This window comes from Luteimonas sp. 22616 (assembly GCF_052044325.1).
GTDB lineage: Bacteria > Pseudomonadota > Gammaproteobacteria > Xanthomonadales > Xanthomonadaceae > Luteimonas.
This window is the reverse complement of the sequence record NZ_JBQEMW010000001.1, coordinates 2,635,508-2,653,824: the sequence shown is the minus strand read 5'-3', so window position 1 is coordinate 2,653,824 and position 18,317 is coordinate 2,635,508. Positions and strand designations below refer to the sequence as shown.

6 protein-coding genes are annotated in these 18,317 nt (G+C 66.7%); 5 read left to right on the top strand and 1 reads right to left on the bottom strand.

The annotated features are described in order from the left end of the window. The first annotated feature begins 626 nt into the window (after positions 1-626). Positions 627-12,791, top strand: coding sequence for an autotransporter-associated beta strand repeat-containing protein (locus ACTJIL_RS12080; protein WP_440755748.1), 12,165 nt, complete (start codon positions 627-629; stop codon positions 12,789-12,791). A 33-nt stretch (positions 12,792-12,824) separates the two neighbouring features. Next, on the top strand, positions 12,825-13,613 hold the full coding sequence (locus ACTJIL_RS12075; RefSeq protein ID WP_440755747.1) for a SapC family protein: 789 nt from the start codon (positions 12,825-12,827) through the stop codon (positions 13,611-13,613). A 228-nt stretch (positions 13,614-13,841) separates the two neighbouring features. Here the strand turns inward: ACTJIL_RS12075 and ACTJIL_RS12070 are convergent, their stop codons facing one another. After that, positions 13,842-14,774 carry a response regulator transcription factor gene (locus ACTJIL_RS12070; protein WP_440755746.1) on the bottom strand — a complete coding sequence of 311 codons (933 nt, stop codon included), beginning with the start codon at positions 14,772-14,774 and terminating at the stop codon, positions 13,842-13,844. A gap of 163 nt (positions 14,775-14,937) precedes the next feature. On the opposite strand from ACTJIL_RS12070, the gene ACTJIL_RS12065 reads away from it, so the two are divergent. The 3 genes from ACTJIL_RS12065 (at position 14,938) to ACTJIL_RS12055 (ending at position 18,305) form a co-directional block, all read left to right on the top strand. Beyond that, positions 14,938-15,225, top strand: coding sequence for a hypothetical protein (locus tag ACTJIL_RS12065; RefSeq protein WP_440755745.1), 288 nt, complete (start codon positions 14,938-14,940; stop codon positions 15,223-15,225). 45 nt (positions 15,226-15,270) lie between these two features. After that, on the top strand, positions 15,271-16,656 hold the full coding sequence (locus tag ACTJIL_RS12060; protein ID WP_440755744.1) for a sensor histidine kinase: 1,386 nt from the start codon (positions 15,271-15,273) through the stop codon (positions 16,654-16,656). A 119-nt stretch (positions 16,657-16,775) separates the two neighbouring features. Next, positions 16,776-18,305 (top strand): glucan biosynthesis protein, encoded by a 1,530-nt coding sequence (locus ACTJIL_RS12055; protein ID WP_440755743.1) that lies wholly within the window; start codon positions 16,776-16,778, stop codon positions 18,303-18,305. Positions 18,306-18,317: the final 12 nt, after the last annotated feature.

The following is an 18,317-nucleotide window of genomic DNA, read 5'->3' as shown; positions in this document are numbered from 1 at the left end:
GGTCGCGTTTGGGGATTCCACGTGCTCGCTGTCGCGAGTGTGCCGTCTCCCGGCCTTGAAGCGATATGCGTTCCGGCGCTCCTGAGGTGATTGCGCTGGAACGGATCGCGATGGTGCGCAGGGCATCAGTGCCGATGACGAGCGAATGATCTGAAGTGGGACTTCAAAAGTGCATCCGAACTCTTGGTGACTCCTATCAAGGGAGAAAACTCACCATAAATCACAAAGACTCATCTTTGCTTTGAAAACATCACCATGCATTCGGCATTGTCTCGGCAACGTGCCACATCTCGGTGCGTTTGTCGTACTGTCGCTGCTCGAAATCTTGCGGATCTGCGGAGTGTGACGCTTCGCAAACTCCTGACGCAGGCGATCCGTTGAAATAGAGAACGCCGACGATGGAAGGCCAAGCCTTGGAATTCCTTCGGGGAGATCGGCGAAGACGGCAATGCAGAGAAATGGGGAATGTTGGAAATCGTCACCGTGCGTTTTGTTTCATGAAGGTCGATGTCATTTCTTTCGACAATCGCACTGATTCAATTCATCTCACCAGCGAAGTGAGCCCACCACAGGTCTCCATGCCCGCTCATGCGGAATGAAGGCCTACTGCGCTCAAGGGGATAGCCATGACCGACAAGACGAAGCTGACTCAACGCAACCGTGGCTCGAGAACTCTTTCGAGGAGCCTGCTATGCAGTGCGCTCGCGACGGTCCTGGCGGCCGGTGCTCCATCGGTCACCCATGCAGAAGACCGTTACTGGGATGCGAACGGCACGGCCGTCGGCTCCGGTGGTTCCGGAACCTGGAACCTGAGCAACCTCAACTGGAGTCCGACCAACGACGGCGTCAGTGGTCCATTCGAATTTCCCTGGAACAATTCGCTGCTCGACAACGCGATCTTCGGCGGCGTCACCGGAACCGTGAACCTGGGTGATCCGATCGCGGTTCACAACCTCACCTTCAATACGGCAGGTTACGTCCTCAACGGCGGTACGCTGACGCTCGGCGGCGCATCACCCACCATCTCCACAGTCGGCGCCACCACGATCAATTCGATCATCGCCGGCACATCGGGTCTCACCAAGGCCGGTGCCGGGACGCTGCAACTGTCGGGCGCAAATACATACAGCGGCGGCATCTCCATTCTCGGCGGCACCCTGTATGGCGTCACCGACGGTGCGCTCGGTGCGGCGGGCAACGACATCACGACCGCGGCAGGCGCCGTTGTCGGCCTCAGGATCGACGGCGCAGGAACCGCGAGGTCCGTCACGATCGGAGACGGCGGCAGGCTGAACCTGTCGGGGAGCGGAGCGGGCTCCGCACTCGTCACGGGCAATGGCCAGGTCTCGGTGGGCGTTGGCGTCACGATGAGCAACGATGCCAACACCTATAGCGGTAGCACGACGTTCAACGGCGTCAACGGCGTCGGCTATAGCTACTTCACCTCGATCGGCAATCTCGGCGAAGCCAGCTCACTCGGCGCTCCCACGACGGTCAGCGACGGCACGATCATATTCGCCCAGTCGAGCCAGTATTCCGACAATGTCATCTATCTTGGTGACGGCGACAGTTCCAACCGCAACTGGGAACTCTACGGAGCTTCCGCGATCATCCGCAATCGGGGCACGGGAGCCCTCTCGATCACCGGCGATGTCTATGCCTCGGGTGGAAGCGCTTTTATTGCGGAAAGCGCCGATATCGAGCTGCTCGGCGTCCTGAGCGGGAACAGCTACAGCTTCACCGCGAATCCGGGCCGCACCATCTCGCTGGCCGGCTCGAATACATTCTCCGGTTTGGCAAGTATCACCGGCTTGACACAGGCATCGGTGCTGGCAGACATCGGCAGCGTCAGTTCGCTGGGTGTCGGGACCAATATCTCCTTGAACAACGGCATCCTCCGCTATACGGGAACCGGAGGAAGCAGTAACCGGACATGGCTTGCGAACAACCAGAGCAGCATCCGCAACGATGGCAGCGGCGCGCTGGCACTGAGCGGTGACCTTTCCTTCAACCCCGCCAGCCCGGTCACCGACATTCTGACCTTCGGCGGCAGCTTTGCCGGCATCAACAGCTTCTCCGGGATCATTTCGGGCAACGGCCACCTGATCAGCGATGGCGCAGGCACCTGGAGCCTGGACGGCGCGAATACGTTCACCGGGTCGGTGACCGTCAACGACGGCGTCCTGCGTGCCGGAAACGCCTCCGCATTCGGCGCGTCGACGGGATTCACCGTCAATGGCGGCACGCTGGATCTCAACAGCTTCGATCTCATCGCCCCTTCGATCGCCGGAACCGGTGGATCGATCGCCCTGGGCAGCGCCACGCTGACGGTCAATGCGACCACGGCGCAGAACTATGCGGGCAGCATCGTCGGCAGCGGCGGCCTCACCAAGAGCGGTGCGGGCACGCTGACCCTGACCGGCGCCAGCACCTACAGTGGCGCCACGACGATCAACGGCGGCAGGCTCGCGCTCGACTTCACCGGCGCCGGCGGCCCCGCCAACGACATCCTCTCGGCATCGTCGCCCCTGGTCCTGTCCGGCGGCGCGCTCGACGTCCTGGGCGCGGCGGGGGAAAACAACAGCCAGGCCTTCAACGGGCTGACGGTGAACGCGGGCAGCAACACCGTGCGCGCGATCGCGGGCACGGGCGGGTCGGTGGACCTCAGCCTAGGCGCGATCACCCGCGCCGGCGGACTCGTCAACTTCGTATTGCCGACCGCGGGCGCCATCTCGACGACCAATGCCGACGGCGTGCTTGGCGGCTGGGCGACCATTGCCGGCACGGACTATGCCAAGGTCGTGGGCGGCAATATCGTCGCGTTCGAAGAGACCGACTACACCAACAAGGACGATGCCGGCACCTGGCTGGCGGGCGAGATCATCAGCGACACGGAAGGCCTTGCCGATACGCCTTTCTTCGGTGTCGTCGGCGGCGATGTCGCCCTGGGCGGCCTGCGCTATACCGCCGCCGCGGACTCCACCGTCACGATCGGGGCCGGGAACACGCTCGGCGTCGACGGCACGATCATCGTCGCGCCCAGCGTGGCCGACAACGACCAGACCATCACCGGGGGTTTCCTGACCAGCGGCATGGGCGGGGGCACGCTCGGGCTCCAGCAGAACGGCCAGGGCACCTTCACGATCGGCTCGACGATCGTCGACAACACGGGTGTCACGTCCTTCGCCAAGGGCGGCGCCGGATTGGCGGTGCTGAGCGGCGCCAACACCTACACCGGCGCGACGACGCTGTCGGCCGGTACCCTGCGGGTGAACAACATCGGCAACGGTGGCGTCGCGAGCAATCTCGGCGCCTCGACGGCGGCGTCGTCCAACCTCGTGCTGGAGGGAGGGACCCTGCAGTACACCGGAGCAAGCACCACCACCGATCGCGGATTCACGCTCGTCAACGGCAGCCCTTCCAGGACGATCGAAGTCTCCAATGGCGCGACGGACCTGACGTTCACGGGGCAGGTGACCAGCCCGGACGACGCCGGCCTCACCAAGGCCGGCGCGGGGACGCTGACGCTCGCCAACGCCGCCAACGATTACGTCGGCGTGACCACGGTCATCGGCGGCACGCTGGCCGCGACCACGCTCACCGACGGTGGAGTCGCCAGCAGCATCGGCGCGGCGTCGGCCGATCCGGCCAACATCGTACTGGCAGGCGGAACGCTCGCCTACACCGGTACCACGACCGGCAGCAACCGGGGGATGACGTTCGGAGCCGGTGGCGGCGGGATCGGCGTGACGGATGCCGCCACCACGCTGACGCTCTCCGGCGTTCTTGCTGGAACCAGCCTGCGCAAGACGGGTGCGGGCACGCTCGTGCTCCGCGGAGCCAATACCTACACAAACGGAACCTCGGTCAACGAAGGTACCCTGCGCGCCGGGGCCGTCAACGTCTTCGGCAGCGGCGGCATGAATGTTGCCACGGGTGCATTGCTCGACCTCGACAACTTCAACAACGCGGTCACCACGTTGAACGGAGCCGGAGACATCGATCTCGGCTCGGCCACCCTGACCGTCAACAGTGGCGGCACGTTCACCGGCGCGATCAGCGGTAGCGGCGGACTCACGCGCGCGGGAACCAACCAGTTCACGCTGAGCCTGAACGGCTGCAACAACACCTACACCGGCACCACCACGATCACCAACAACACCACGCTCGCCACCGACTGCCTTGCCGATGGCGGCGCGGCGAGCGGAATCGGCGCGTCCAGCAGCGCACCGTCCAGCCTGGTGCTCAGCAATGGAGTCCTGAACTACACCGGCGGCACGGTGACCACGGATCGCGGCTTCACCGTGGCCGGCACCGGCGCCGTCCGTGTGGATGCCGCCGCGACGACGCTCGATTTCACCGGCAACATCGTGGGTACGGGCGGTCTGCGCAAGGACGGTCCCGGTACGCTCGTCCTGTCGGGCGTGAACAGTTCGACGGGCAATGCCCGGGTCACCGGCGGAATCCTGCGTGCGGGGTCGACCACCGCGCTGGGAAGCGGCGCGCTCACCCTCGACAATACCGCGGGCGTCCTGCTCGACCTCGACGGTTTCGACAACAGCGTCGGCTTTCTCGCCGGCGGCGGCGCAACCGGCGGCGGCATCGAGCTTGGCGGCGCGACGCTCACCATCAATGCCGGCAACAGCCTCGCCAACGCCAACTACGCGGGCGCGATCACGGGCAGCGGCGACCTCGTCAAGAATGGCGGAAGCATCCAGCAGCTGTCGGGTTGCGCCAGCAGCTACGACGGCGTCACCACCATCAATGGCGGCACGCTCGCTGTGGCATGCCTGGAGGATGGTGGGGCCAACAGTTCGATCGGGTCGTCCTCGGCTGCCGCGAGCAACCTCGTCCTCAATGGCGGCACGCTGCAGTACATCGGCGCGGGTGGGAGCACCAACCGGCAGTTCACCCTTGGGCCATCGGCCACGAGCAGGCTAGAGGCATCCGGAACCGGCGCGATCGCCTTCACCGATACATCGGCGATCTCGTTCTCGACCCCGAACACCGCGCAGACGCTGACGCTCGGCGGCACCAGCACCGGCGACAACATGCTCGCCGCCCGGATCACCGACAACGGGACCGGCGTCACCCGCCTGACCAAGACTGGTGCCGGCACCTGGATCCTGACCAATTCCGCCAGCGACTACACCGGCATCACCACGATCAGCGGCGGCGTCCTTGGCGTGGACAAGCTTTCCGACGGCGGCGTTGCCAGCAGCATCGGCGCATCTTCCGCGGACGCTGCGAACCTGGTCATCGGCAACGGCTCGACCCTGCGCTACACGGGCTCCGGCGACAGCACGAACCGGCTGTTCACCCTCTCGTCGGGCGTGACCTTCATCGAATCCTCCGGTACCGGCGCGATCGTCTTCACCGACACCGGTCCGGTGACGCTGCAAGGCAACAACCAGGCACGCACGATCGCGCTGGGCGGCACCAACACCGGCCTCAACACGCTTGCCGGCTCGATCGGCAATGCGGGCACCGGCGTCACTACGCTGGCGAAAAACGACAGCGGCACCTGGGTGCTGACGGGAAACCACAGCTATACGGGTTCGACCAACGTCAACGGCGGCATCCTGTTCATCGGCGATGGCGGCACGACGGGCTCGATCGCCAGCGCCACGGTCAACAATTTCGGCACGCTGGGCTTCAACCGCAGCGATACCATTACCTATGGTGGTTCGATCGTCGGCACCGGCTCCCTGCTCCAGGCGGGGACCGGCACGACCATCCTCACCGGCACGAACAGCTATTCGGGCGGCACCACGATCGACGCGGGAACGCTCCAGCTCGGCAATGGCGGAACGACCGGCAGCATCGTCGGCAACGTCACGAACGACGGGGCGCTCGTCTTCAACCGCAATAACAGCTACACCTTCGGCGGCGTCATCTCCGGCGGCGGGACGGTCACCCAGGACGGCGCCGGCACGACGATCCTGACCGGCACGAACAGCTATGCGGGCGGGACGACGATCAACGCCGGCACGCTGCAGGTCTCGAATGACGCCAACCTCGGCGACGCCGCGGGCGAGTTGACGTTCGACGGCGGCACGTTGCGCACCACCGCCGACATTGCCAGCGGCCGCGACGCGACCCTGCTTGGCGACGGCACTCTGCTGACCGATGCGGGCACGGTCTTCACGCTCGGCGGCACGGTCTCGGGCGCGGGCGCCTTCACCAAGTCGGGTACGGGCACGCTGGTGCTGACGGCGGACAACGACTATGCCGGTGGCACCACGATCGCCGGCGGCACGCTGCAGCTGGGTGATGGTGGCACCAGCGGCTGGATCCTGGGCGACGTCGCGAACAACGGCACGCTGGTCTTCGAGCGCGCCGACGACGTGGCCTTCGCCGGTCTGGTTTCCGGCAGCGGCGGGATGATCCAGAACGGTTCCGGCATCGTCACGCTGACGGCCGACAACAGTTATGGCGGCGCGACCGTGTTGAACACCGGCACGCTGCTGGTCAACGGCGACCAGTCGGCGGCGACCGGGCTGACGACGGTCAATTCAGGCGCGACGCTGGGTGGCTTCGGCGTCATCGGCGGCGACGTCGTCGTGAACAATGGCGGCACCCTGTCGCCAGGCGACAGCCCCGGCACGTTGACGATCGGCGGGAACCTGTCGCTGTCCGGCGGTTCGGTGCTGGATTTCGAATTCGGCGAAGCGAATGCCGTTGGCGGTCTGCTCAACGACCTCGTCGATGTCGGCGGCAACCTCGTGCTCGACGGCACGATCAATGTCAGCGTGCCCACCGGTGGCGACTTCGGCGGCGGCATCTACCGCGTCTTCAACTATGGCGGCACGCTGACCGACAACGGCCTCAACCTCGGCACGCTGCCCGCTGGTGCCGAAGTCACGGTCCAGACCTCCGTGACCGGCCAGGTCAACCTGGTCAACTCCGCGGGACTGGAGCTGAGCTTCTGGGATGGCGACGCCGGTCCCAAGTTCAACGACACGGTCGACGGCGGTGCGGGCACCTGGCACCTCGGCGGCACCGACAACAACTGGACGGATCCGGACGGCGCCGTCAACGCCGGCTACGCGGACGGAAGCTTCGCGGTGTTCGCCGGCGCCGGTGACACGGTCACGGTGGACAACGGTGGCGGCGCGGTCACGGCCTCGGGCCTGCAGTTCGCGAGCGATGGCTATGTCATCACCGGTGATGCGCTGACGCTCACCGAAGTGGAGTCGGTGATCCGCGTGGGCGACGGCACCGCGACCGGCGCGGACTTCACCGCGACAATCGCGGCCGAACTCGCCGGCAACGCGGGGCTCGTGAAGACCGACTTCGGCACGCTGGTGCTGACGGGTGCGAACACCTATTCGGGCGGCACCAGGATCAGCAGCGGCACGCTGCAGCTGGGCGACGGCGGCACGGGCGGTTCGATCCTGGGCGACATCGCCAACGATGGCACGCTGGCATTCAACCGTTCCGACGACGTCGCCTTCGACGGCATCATCTCCGGCACGGGTGCGGTGGTGAAGCAGGGCGGCGGCGTCCTCACGCTCACCGGCGCCAACGGCTACCTGGGCGGGACGACGATCGAGGGCGGCACGCTCCGGATTTCGAGCGATGCCAATCTCGGCGATGCCAGCGGCGGACTGGCCTTCGACGGCGGCACGTTGAACACGACCGCCGACATCACCAGCGGCCGCGACGTGACGCTGGCGGGCACGGGCACGATGTTGACCGATGCCGGCACGACCTTCGAGCTCGGCGGCACGATCTCGGGCGCGGGCGGTCTGTCCAAGACGGGCCTCGGGACGCTGCTCCTGACCGGCACCAACACCTATGCGGGTGGAACGGCGATCGCCGCGGGTGGCATTCTGCAACTCGGCAATGGCGGCAGCACCGGCTCAATCGCGGGCGATGTCGCGAACGACGGCACGTTGGCGTTCAACCGCTCGGACGACGTGGGCTTCGACGGCACCATCTCCGGCGACGGCATGGTGGTGAAGCAGGGCGGCGGCGTGCTCACCCTCACCGCCATCAACGGCTACCTCGGCGGGACGACGATCGAGGACGGCACGCTCCGGATCTCGAGCGATGCCAATCTCGGTGACGCCGCCGGCGGACTGACCTTCGACGGCGGCACGTTGAACACGACCGCCGACATCGCCAGTGGTCGCGATGCGGTGCTCGCAGGCGCGGGCACGATCCTGACCGACACCGACACGAGCTTCGAACTCGGCGGCACGATCTCGGGCGCGGGCGATCTCACCAAGGTGGGGGCGGGCACGCTGGTCCTGACGGGTACCAACACCTACATCGGCGGGACGACGATCAACGCCGGCACGCTGCAGGTTTCCAGCGACGCCAACCTGGGCGACGCCGCGGGCGGGGTGACATTCGGCGGCGGCACGCTGCACACCACCGCGGATCTCGCCAGCGATCGCGACGCGACGCTGGCGGGCGCGGGCACGGTGCTGACCGATGCGGGCACGACCTTCACGCTTGGCGGCACGGTCTCGGGCGCAGGCGCCTTCACCAAGTCGGGTGCGGGCACGCTGGTGCTGACGGCGGACAATGACTACACCGGGGCCACGACGATCGCGGGCGGCACGCTGCAGCTGGGCGCGGGCGGCACCAGCGGCTGGATCCTGGGCGATGTCGTCAACGACGGTTCGCTGGTGTTCGACCGCGCCGACGACGCGACTTTCGCCGGCCTTGTATCCGGCACCGGCGCCGTGGTGAAGCAGGGCGGCAACATCCTCACCCTGACCGCCGACAACACCTATGGCGGCGGCACGACGATCGCGGGCGGCACGTTGCAGCTCGGCGACGGCGGCACCAGCGGCTGGATCCTGGGCGATGTCGTCAACGACGGCACGCTGGCGTTCGACCGTTCAGACGACGCGACCTTCGCCGGCCTCGTTTCCGGCAGCGGCGGACTGCTCCAGAACGGTTCGGGCATCGTCACGCTGACGGCCGACAACCGCTATGGCGGCGCGACCGTGCTGAACGCCGGTACGCTGCTGGTCAACGGCGACCAGTCGGCGGCGACCGGCGCCACCACGGCCAACGGCGGCACGACGCTGGGCGGCGCGGGCATCATCGGCGGCGACGTCGCCATCGCAGACGGGGCGAACATCGCCCCCGGTTCTGCCAGCGCAATGCCCGGCGTGCTCACGATCGATGGCAACCTGTCGCTCGCCGACGGCGCCACGCTCAACTACGACTTCGGCGAGTCCGATGTCGTTGGCGGCGCGTTCAACGATCTGATCGACGTCGGTGGCGACTTGGTGCTCGGTGGCACCCTCGATGTCGCCACGAGTGCCGGAGGCAGCTTCGGACCCGGCATCTACCGGGTGCTCAACTACGGCGGCACGCTCAGCGGCCCGGGCCTTACCCTGGGCACCATGCCCTCGGGCACCGATTTCTACGTGCAGACCTCGGTTGCCCACGAGGTCAACCTCATCAACACCAGCGGCCTGGCGTTGCGCTTCTGGGACGGCGCCACGGGTGGGCGCAACGACGGGGCGATCACAGGCGGCGATGGCATCTGGCAGAACACCGCGGGCAACGACAACTGGACGCTCGCCGACGGCTCGGTCAACGCGCCGTTCCTCGACAGCGCGTTCGCGATCTTCCAGGGGACGGGCGGTACCGTCACCGTGGACGACAGCCTGGGGGTCATCAACGTCGCCGGAATGCAGTTCGCGGCCGACGGTTACGCGATCGAAGGCGACCGCATCGACCTGGTCGGGCCGCAGGCGATCATCCGCGTCGGCGACGGCACCGTGCAGGGCGGCGACTACGTCACCACCATCTCGGCGGAACTCGCGGGCTCGGCACAGTTGGTGAAGAGCGACGCCGGCACGCTGGTCCTGTCGGGCGCCAACAGCTACACGGGCGGCACGCTGATCGACGGCGGCACGCTCCAGATCTCGAGCAACGCCAATCTCGGCGCGGCGGCGGGCGGGCTCGACTTCGATGGTGGCACGCTCCACACGACGGCCGATATGGCATCGGGCCGAGATGTCGTGCTCACCGGGGCCGGCGCAACCGACGTCGATGCAGGCACCACGCTCGTGCTCTCCGGTGCGCTGTCGGGCGCGGGCGGCTTCACCAAGCTCGGCGACGGCACGCTGGTGCTGTCGGGAATGGGCAGCAACAGCGGCGGAATGAGCGTCGATGCAGGCACGTTGCTTCTCAACGGCGACTACTCGACCGCAACCGGTCCGACCGGCGTCTCGCTGGGAGCGACGCTGGGTGGCACCGGAACGATCGGCGGCGATGTCACGCTTGCCGACGGCGCGGTCCTCGCTCCGGGTGCAGGCGGACCGGGCACGCTCACCATCGACGGCAATCTCTCGCTCGCTTCGGGCAGCTTGCTCGCCTTTGAATTCGGCGAAGCCAACGTGGCAGGCGGCGCGCTCAACGATCTGGTCAACGTGGGCGGCGACCTCGTGCTCGACGGCACGATCAACGTGTCTGTCCCGGCCGGCGGCGACTTCGGTGCGGGCGTCTACCGGGTGTTCAATTACGGTGGAGCGCTGACCAACAACGGCCTCGAGCTCGGCACGCTGCCCGATGGCAGCAACGCGGCGGTGCAGACCTCGATCACGGGGCAGGTGAACCTGGTCAACAGCGCGGGCCTCACGCTCAACTTCTGGGACGGCGCGGCCGGCCCGAAGAACGACGGCGTCATCAATGGCGGCGACGGCGTATGGCAGAACAGCGCCGGCAACGACAACTGGACCAATGCGACCGGAACGGTGAACGCACCGTACACCGACGATGCTTTCGCGGTCTTCGGTGGTGCGGGCGGCACCGTCGAAGTCGACAACGGCTTGGGCGCCGTGACGGCGAGCGGCATGCAGTTCGCGGCAGACGGCTACCTGATCGAGGGCGGCGCCATCGTGCTTGCCGGGCTGGAAGCGACGATCCGGGTCGGCGACGGCACCACGGCCGGGGCCGGCTACACCGCCACCATCGATTCGGTGCTCGATGGCGATGCCCGGCTCGTGAAGACCGATGCGGGCACGCTCGTGCTGACGGCGGACAACGGCTACGCGGGCGGCACGCTGGTCAGCGGCGGCACGCTCCAGATCGCGAGCGACGCCAACCTCGGCGCGGAAGCGGGCAACGTCACGCTCGGCGGCGGCACGCTGGCGACGAGCGCCGACCTCACCAGTGCACGCGGGATCGAACTTGCCGGCGACGGCACGATCGCGACCGCGACCGGCACCACCTTCACCTTCGAAGGCTTGTTCTCCGGTTCGGGGACGTTGTCCAAGGCCGGGACGGGCACGCTGCTCGTCACCGGTGACAACGACAGCTTTGCCGGCATGGCAGCGGTTACCGCCGGCACGCTCGATGTCCAGGGAAGCCTGGGCGGCGAGGTGGACGTGGGTGCGAGTGGACGCCTCCAGGGAATCGGTCGGGTCGGCAGCATCACCAACGCAGGTGTCGTAGCGCCTGGCAGCAGCATCGGCACGCTGACCGTCGCGGGCGACTACGTGGGCAGCGGCGGCACGCTGGAAATCGAGGCCGTGCTCGGCGACGACAGTTCGGCCGCGGACCGGTTGGTGGTGAATGGCGCCACCTCTGGTGACACGTTGGTCACCGTGATCAATCGCGACGGGCTCGGCGCGCAGACCGTCGAAGGCATCAAGATCGTCGATGTCGCCGGTGCTTCGAACGGTACGTTCACGCTGGATGGCGACTACGTGTTCCGCGGCGAGCAGGCGGTGATCGCCGGTGCCTTCGGCTATCGCCTGTACAAGAATGGGGTCGCCGATCCCGGGGACGGCGACTGGTACCTGCGTTCGTCGCTGCTCAACCCCCCATCGATCGACGATCCGGGGACCGATACGCTCTACCAGCCTGGCGTCCCGCTGTACGAAAGCTATTCGCAGACCCTGCTTGCACTCAATGGTCTGCCGACGTTGCAACAGCGGATCGGAAACCGCTTCTGGGGGAACGAGCTGATCGGATCCGGAGCGGGCATCTGGGGCCGGGTGGAGTCCAGGTACCAGCGCCCGGAGCCGATTGCTTCGACCAGCGCCGCCGACCGGAACATCGACAGCTGGCAGATGCAGATGGGCATCGATGCGATCGTGTCCGAGCGCGAGGACGGCTCGGTACTGATCGGCGGGTTCAGCGCGCACCATGGCAAGGCCGATGCCAGCGTCACTTCGATCTTCGGCAACGGTTCGATCGATACCAGCGGCTACGGGGTTGGCGCAACGCTCACGTGGTATGGCCCGCAGGGCTTCTACCTGGATGCGCAGGCCAAGCTCAGCTGGTTCGACAGTGACCTCAAGTCCGCGGTGCTCGGGTCCCTGGTACAGGGCAACAACGGCAAGGGCGAGGCGATCAGTGTCGAGGTTGGCAAGCGGTTCCCGGTGAGCGACTCGCTTGCGCTGACGCCGCAGTTCCAGGCGGTCTATGCCCAGGTCGACTTCGATAGCTTTGCCGATCCGGCGGGTGCGGTTGTTTCGGCGGACAAGGGCAGCAGCCTGACGACCCGCGGGGGCCTCTCGCTCGACCACCAGACGAGCTGGAGCAGCGCGTCGGGCGATGTCCGCCGCATGCATCTGTATGGCGTGGCCAACCTGACCTACGAATGGCTCGACGGAACCCGCGTCGATGTTTCCGGCACGCCGATCGGCAGCCGCGATCGCAGGATGTGGGGTGAGCTGGGCCTTGGCGGCAGCTATCAGTGGGGCAATGGCACGTACACGCTCTACACTGAAGTGTCTGCCGACACGCCCATGGCCGACTTCGGTGACGCGTACGGCTTCAAGGGAACGATCGGTTTCAGGATCAACTTCTGACCGAGCACCGGAACCCAATACCCAGGAGACATCATGACGACAGGTTTGGCCAACAACACGGATGCTCCCGCGGCATCGGCGCTGCCGCTCTTCTACCGCAAGCCCGTGGTCCTTCACTCCGAAGCGCATGCAAACTGGCGGCTGAAGGACGGCGATACGGCTTTTGCCGCCCGCACGCCCTATGTGCCGATCGTGCTGGGCGAGATCGGCGAGGCCAGTCGCAGCTACCCGGTGGTCTTCGCGGGAGACAAGCTCCTTCCCGTCGTGATCCTGGGGCTTTCCGAGGGAGAGAATCTTTTCGTCGAGGAGCGCGCATGGGCCAGTGAACACTATGTTCCGGCCTATGTGAGGCGCTACCCGTTCGGCTTCGTCTCGATCCCGGACTCGGACCGCTTTGCGCTCGCCGTGGATACGGCGTCCGAGCGCGTCGTCCGCAAGGGCGCAGAGGGCATGCCGCTGTTCGAGGAGGGCGGGCCCAGCCAGCTCACCCGCCAGGCCTTGCAGTTCTGCGAGGCCTATCAGGCGGAATTCGTGGGCACGAAGTCATTCGTTGCCGCGCTTCGGGAACACGATCTCCTGATCGACAAACGGGCCGACGCCACGCTCGCCGACGGCAGGCGCTACGCACTGGACGGCTTCCAGGTGGTCGATCCGGATCGTTTCAGGGATCTGGACCAGGCGACGGTCGTGGACTGGCATCGCAAGGGCTGGCTTTCGCTGGTCAACCTGCACCTGGCTTCCCTTGGACGACTGGCGGCGCTCATGGAACGGCAGGTCCGTCGGGGTGCACAAGGCGGACAGATTCCCAAGCCAGGCGCCTGACTCGCCCATCGGCGGCGCGTTCGTCACCATCGGTTCCCGCGCAAGACCACGAAGCCTGAAAGAAGAGCCGGTACGGCGCCGTGCGTCCTGCCGACGCTGGATGATGGCGGCCGGGCACTCTTCTACGACGGCATTGTCCGTACCGGCAACTTCAGGAAGCCGGGTCTCCTGTCTTCACTTCATTGTGGGGACAGGAGGGTCTCCCGCTGCGCTGGCAATGGCAGTCAGTCAGTCGGCGAATCTGCGTCCGCGCGGTGCCGGCGTACCCACGGCACCGGCGGAATCCCGGGAAGGTGTCAGGACATAGCCGATGCCGCGGACGGCGTTCAGGGGCAACGACTCGCCCGTCCCTGCGAACGCCTTTCGGCGTAGGCGGTGGACCAGCATCTCCAGGCGATGTGGATCGAAATCGTGGATGTCGCGGGTCAGGTGGGCAATGATCGTCTTGCGGGGAACGGCCTCGCTCCGGGAGGCGAAGAGCAGTTCGACGAGCATGCGTTCGGCGTGGTTCAAGCGGATACTGCGCCCGCCCGGCGCGACCAGGCTCCACCCTTCCATGTCCAGGCGCCAGCGTGAATCGGCATACCGGATAGATGGCGCAACCTGCCCGTTTCGGCGCCGCAGGATGCTGCGCACGTTGGCCGACAACACATCGATATCGACTGGCTTGGTGATGTAGGCGTCCGCGCCCTCGTCCAGCCCGCGCGCGGTGTCCGCGCTGGAGCGGCGGCGGCCGGTGAGCATGACGATACCGGCACTGGTCAGTGCGCGCAGGTTTCTCGCCAGGGTGAAGCCATCTTCGTCCGGCAAGCCGATGTCGAGGATGAACATCGAAAAGTCGCGGGACAGCATGCTGCGGTATGCCTCGATGGCGCTGCCTACCCCGACCGTATCGAACCCGGCATCATGCAGGCCCGGGCGCAGGATCTCATCGCGCAACTCAGGATCATCCTCGACCACGAGGATCCACTGTCTGTCTCCGTCAGCCACTTTGTTGCCCCCTTGCTTCCGGCACTGCGCGATCTCCCCCGCGCGCAATGCGCCTTCCCGTGAAGGTGAGACTGTGCCCACTGCGATCGCCCAGTCGCCACTGGAACAACTCGCCATCGGACCACGCCCCGCGGGCGTCTCGTAGCTGCAGCCAAAGCTCAGTTCACGCATTGTATCTCTGGATTTCACCTGCGTCCGGGTCTCCCCGCCGCCTTTGTGATGCATGTCGCCATGCGAGGGCCTGCCATCAGCAAAGGCAACGAGGCTGTCACGTTGTCCATTGCCCCAGGAACCGCTGAACCATGATCGGCAATACGTCGCAGCGCACACGCGCATGCGCGCGACCGCAAAACCTGTCCGGACCATCATCGACAACGACATCGACCTGATGACTTGCAAGTCGGTGAACTACGCGTCGGTGGGAGGGCTGTTGCAGCCCGTGCGGATCCGCGCTGCGACACCGACGGAACTCGATGATCGCGCGAAAGTCGGCGGCCTTTGGTCCGGCATGATGCGGCAGACGCAAAGGATGCAATCCCCATCCGGCATCATGTCGTTGGGTCTCTATCGTGAATCCGGGAGCGGATGCCAAAGGCTCGGGATGGTCGTCGTGCTGCTGTAAAGTCCCCTCGTTTGCTTGCATCCGCGCATGACGAAGGGGACGTTTATGAGTATTGTCTTGCCCGCATCGTTTCACCACATCAGCACGCCGTGGCGTGCGCTGACGGCCTGGTTTGCGCGCGCGCCGATCGACGATCCGGTCGACCGGCGCAATGCGCCGATGCTGCAGGTCCTGTTGCTGTTGCTGGCGTTCACGCCGCCGCTGATGTGGCTGTATCGCATCTTCGGCGCCGATGTCCCATGGCGGCCAGGCGAAACCGCCAGCCTGGTCATCAGCATCGCCATCAGCGCGTTCGCGCTGTTCGACCTGTGGCTGGTGCGGCGCGGCCGCTTCCAGGGCGCGGTGCGATTGCTGATGGTGGTGCTCGCAGTTGCGACACTGCTGGGTTATCTCGGCAGCGGATTCGGCGCCAGCCGTTACGAGCAGCCGATCCAGGCCGCGTGGCTGATCATCGCCGGCCTCGTGATCGGCCGGCGCGCACTGTGGCTGATGTATGGCTGGATGGTGCTGGCGTTCGCCGCGGGCGGTGTCGTGGATTTACGCGCAGCGGACAACGTCGACCCGGCGATGGTGATGGCCGTGGACTGCATCATCGCCGCGCTGATCTTCCTGTTCATCGCGATCGTGGTCGATCGCACGGTGACCGCGCTGCGCGAAAGCCTGCAGGCGGCCACGTTGCGCGGAGACGAACTCGATCGCAGCAATGAACGCCTGCAGGCCGAGATCATCGAGCGCGAGCGCGTGCAGGAACAACTGATCCATGCGCAGAAGGTGGAGGCCGTCGGTCGGCTGGCCGCGGGCGTCGCGCACGACTTCAACCATTTGCTCGGCCTGATCGTCGGCCACGCGTCGCGCGGCAGGCGTAATGATGCCGATCCGGCATCGATGGACAAGGCACTGTCCGGGGTGGAGGCGGCCGCGCGGCGGGCGGGTGCGATCAGCCAGAAGCTGCTGAACTTCAGCAGGCTCGACGTCGCATCACCCGAAATCTTCGACACCGGCCAGGCACTGCGCGACATGCAGCCGATGCTGCGGCAACTGTTCGATCCGACGGTGGCGATCAGGATCGCCGTGCCCGACCAGCCGCAACCGGTCCGTTTCGACCGCGCGCAGTTCGACCTGATGATCCTCAACATCGCCGCCAATGCGAACCAGGCAATGCCCGACGGAGGCGTTTTCGAAGTCGAGCTGCATCCGCCGGCCGAGGGCAGGCTTGCGCTCGACCTGCGCGACAGCGGGCACGGCATGGACGAGGCGACCCGGGCGCGCGTGTTCGAGGCGTTCTTCACCACCAGGCCGCCGGGACAGGGCACCGGGTTGGGGCTGGCCGTCGTCCACGACCTGATCGCCGATGCCGGCGGCCGCATCGTGATCGACAGCGTCCGTGGGGCAGGCACGACGGTCCGGATGGAGCTGCCGCTGGTGGCATGACCGACTGCACGGGGCAGGGCACATCCGGTGCGCCGGGCGTCGGGACGCAGCCGGCATTTACGTTCTGCTGATCCTTGCCGCCGTATAGTGCGCGGCTGCCTTCCGCGCGCGAGGTGACGGTGCATCGTCGTGAAGTGGTCCTGTCGGGATTGTCGCTGCCTTTGCTGTCGCTGGGCGGTCTGCTGGAAACGTTTGCAGCCGAGCCGGGGACCGGCGCCGCGTTCACCGGCCGGTTCGACGACGACACCGTCGCCGGGCTCGCACGGGCGCTCGCCGCGCGGCCCTGGCGGCAACCCGACAACACGTTGCCACCGCCGCTGGCGAAGATCGGCTACGACCAGTACCGCGACTACCGCTATCGCGCCGCGCGCGCGCTGTGGCGCGATGACGGGTTGCCGTTCCAGGCGCAGTTCTTCCATCGCGGTTTCCTGTTCAAGGACCGGGTCGACGTCTACACCGTGCGCGACGGCCGGGCGACGCCGTTCGCGTTTTCCACCGACCTGTTCGACTACACGCCGCAACCGGTACCGAAGGTCGGCGACGTCGGCTTCGCCGGCTTCCGCCTGCATGCGCCGATCAACCGCGCCGATCATTTCGACGAGGTCTGTTCGTTCCTCGGTGCGAGCTACTTCCGTGCAGTGGCGAAGGGGCTGAACTACGGGCTGTCGGCGCGCGGGCTGGCACTGGGCACCGGCGAGCCGGCGGCGGAGGAATTCCCGCGCTTCACCACGTTCTGGCTGGAACGTCCGGCGCGCAGCGCGCAGGCGCTCGTGGTGCATGCGTTGCTCGACAGCCCGAGCGTGGCCGGGGCGTTCCGCTTCGCGATCGATCCCGGCGACGAAACCGTCTTCGACGTCGACATGCGGCTGTATCCGCGGGTTGAACTCACCCACGCCGGCATCGCGCCGCTGACCAGCATGTTCGAGTTCGATCCCAGCGATCGCATCGGCGTCGACGACTACCGCCCGGCGGTGCACGACTCCGATGGCCTGGCGATGCTCAACGGGCAGGGCGAACAGACCTGGCGACAGCTGCAGAATCCGGCGTCGCTGCAGCACAGCGGCTTCCAGGACGTCGATCCGCGCGGCTTCGGATTGATGCAACGCAAGCGCCGTTACGAAGACTTCCAGGACGCCGAGGCTGCGTACCAGAAGCGCCCGAGCCTGTGGGTCGAGCCGGTCGGCGACTGGGGCGAGGGCGAGGTGCACCTGGTCGAGATCCCGACCGCTGACGAATACCACGACAACATCGTCGCGTTCTGGCGGCCGTCGCAGCCCATCGCCGCAGGCAAGGAGCAGCGCTGGCGCTACCGCCTGCACTGGTGCCGCGAGCATGCGTGGAAGCCGGAACTGGCCACCGTGGCCGCGACCCGCATCGGCGCCTCGCACGACGGCGCGCGGCTGGTGGTGGTAGACCTCGCCGGCGGGCGCCTGCCGCAGCTGGCCGACGACGCAAAGCCGAGCGTCGATGCCGCCGCCTCGCAGGGCGCGTTGCGCAATCCGGTGGCGTACCGCAATGCCGACACCGGCACCTGGCGCATGAGTTTCGAGCTGCACCCGGGCGGTGCGCGCGTGAGCGAGCTGCGCGCGCGGCTGGTCGACGCGCAGGGCCCGCTGTCGGAAACCTGGTTGTACCGGTGGATGGCGTGAGCGCCATCGAAG

Excerpts from the sequence above, each read along its gene's own strand:
- ACTJIL_RS12080 (WP_440755748.1), top strand. The coding sequence starts at position 627 with ATGACCGACAAGACGAAGCTGACTCAACGCAACCGTGGCTCGAGAACT.
- ACTJIL_RS12075 (WP_440755747.1), top strand. The coding sequence starts at position 12,825 with ATGACGACAGGTTTGGCCAACAACACGGATGCTCCCGCGGCATCGGCG.
- ACTJIL_RS12070 (WP_440755746.1), bottom strand. The coding sequence starts at position 14,774 with ATGCGTGAACTGAGCTTTGGCTGCAGCTACGAGACGCCCGCGGGGCGT.
- ACTJIL_RS12065 (WP_440755745.1), top strand. The coding sequence starts at position 14,938 with ATGCGCGCGACCGCAAAACCTGTCCGGACCATCATCGACAACGACATC.
- ACTJIL_RS12060 (WP_440755744.1), top strand. The coding sequence starts at position 15,271 with ATGAGTATTGTCTTGCCCGCATCGTTTCACCACATCAGCACGCCGTGG.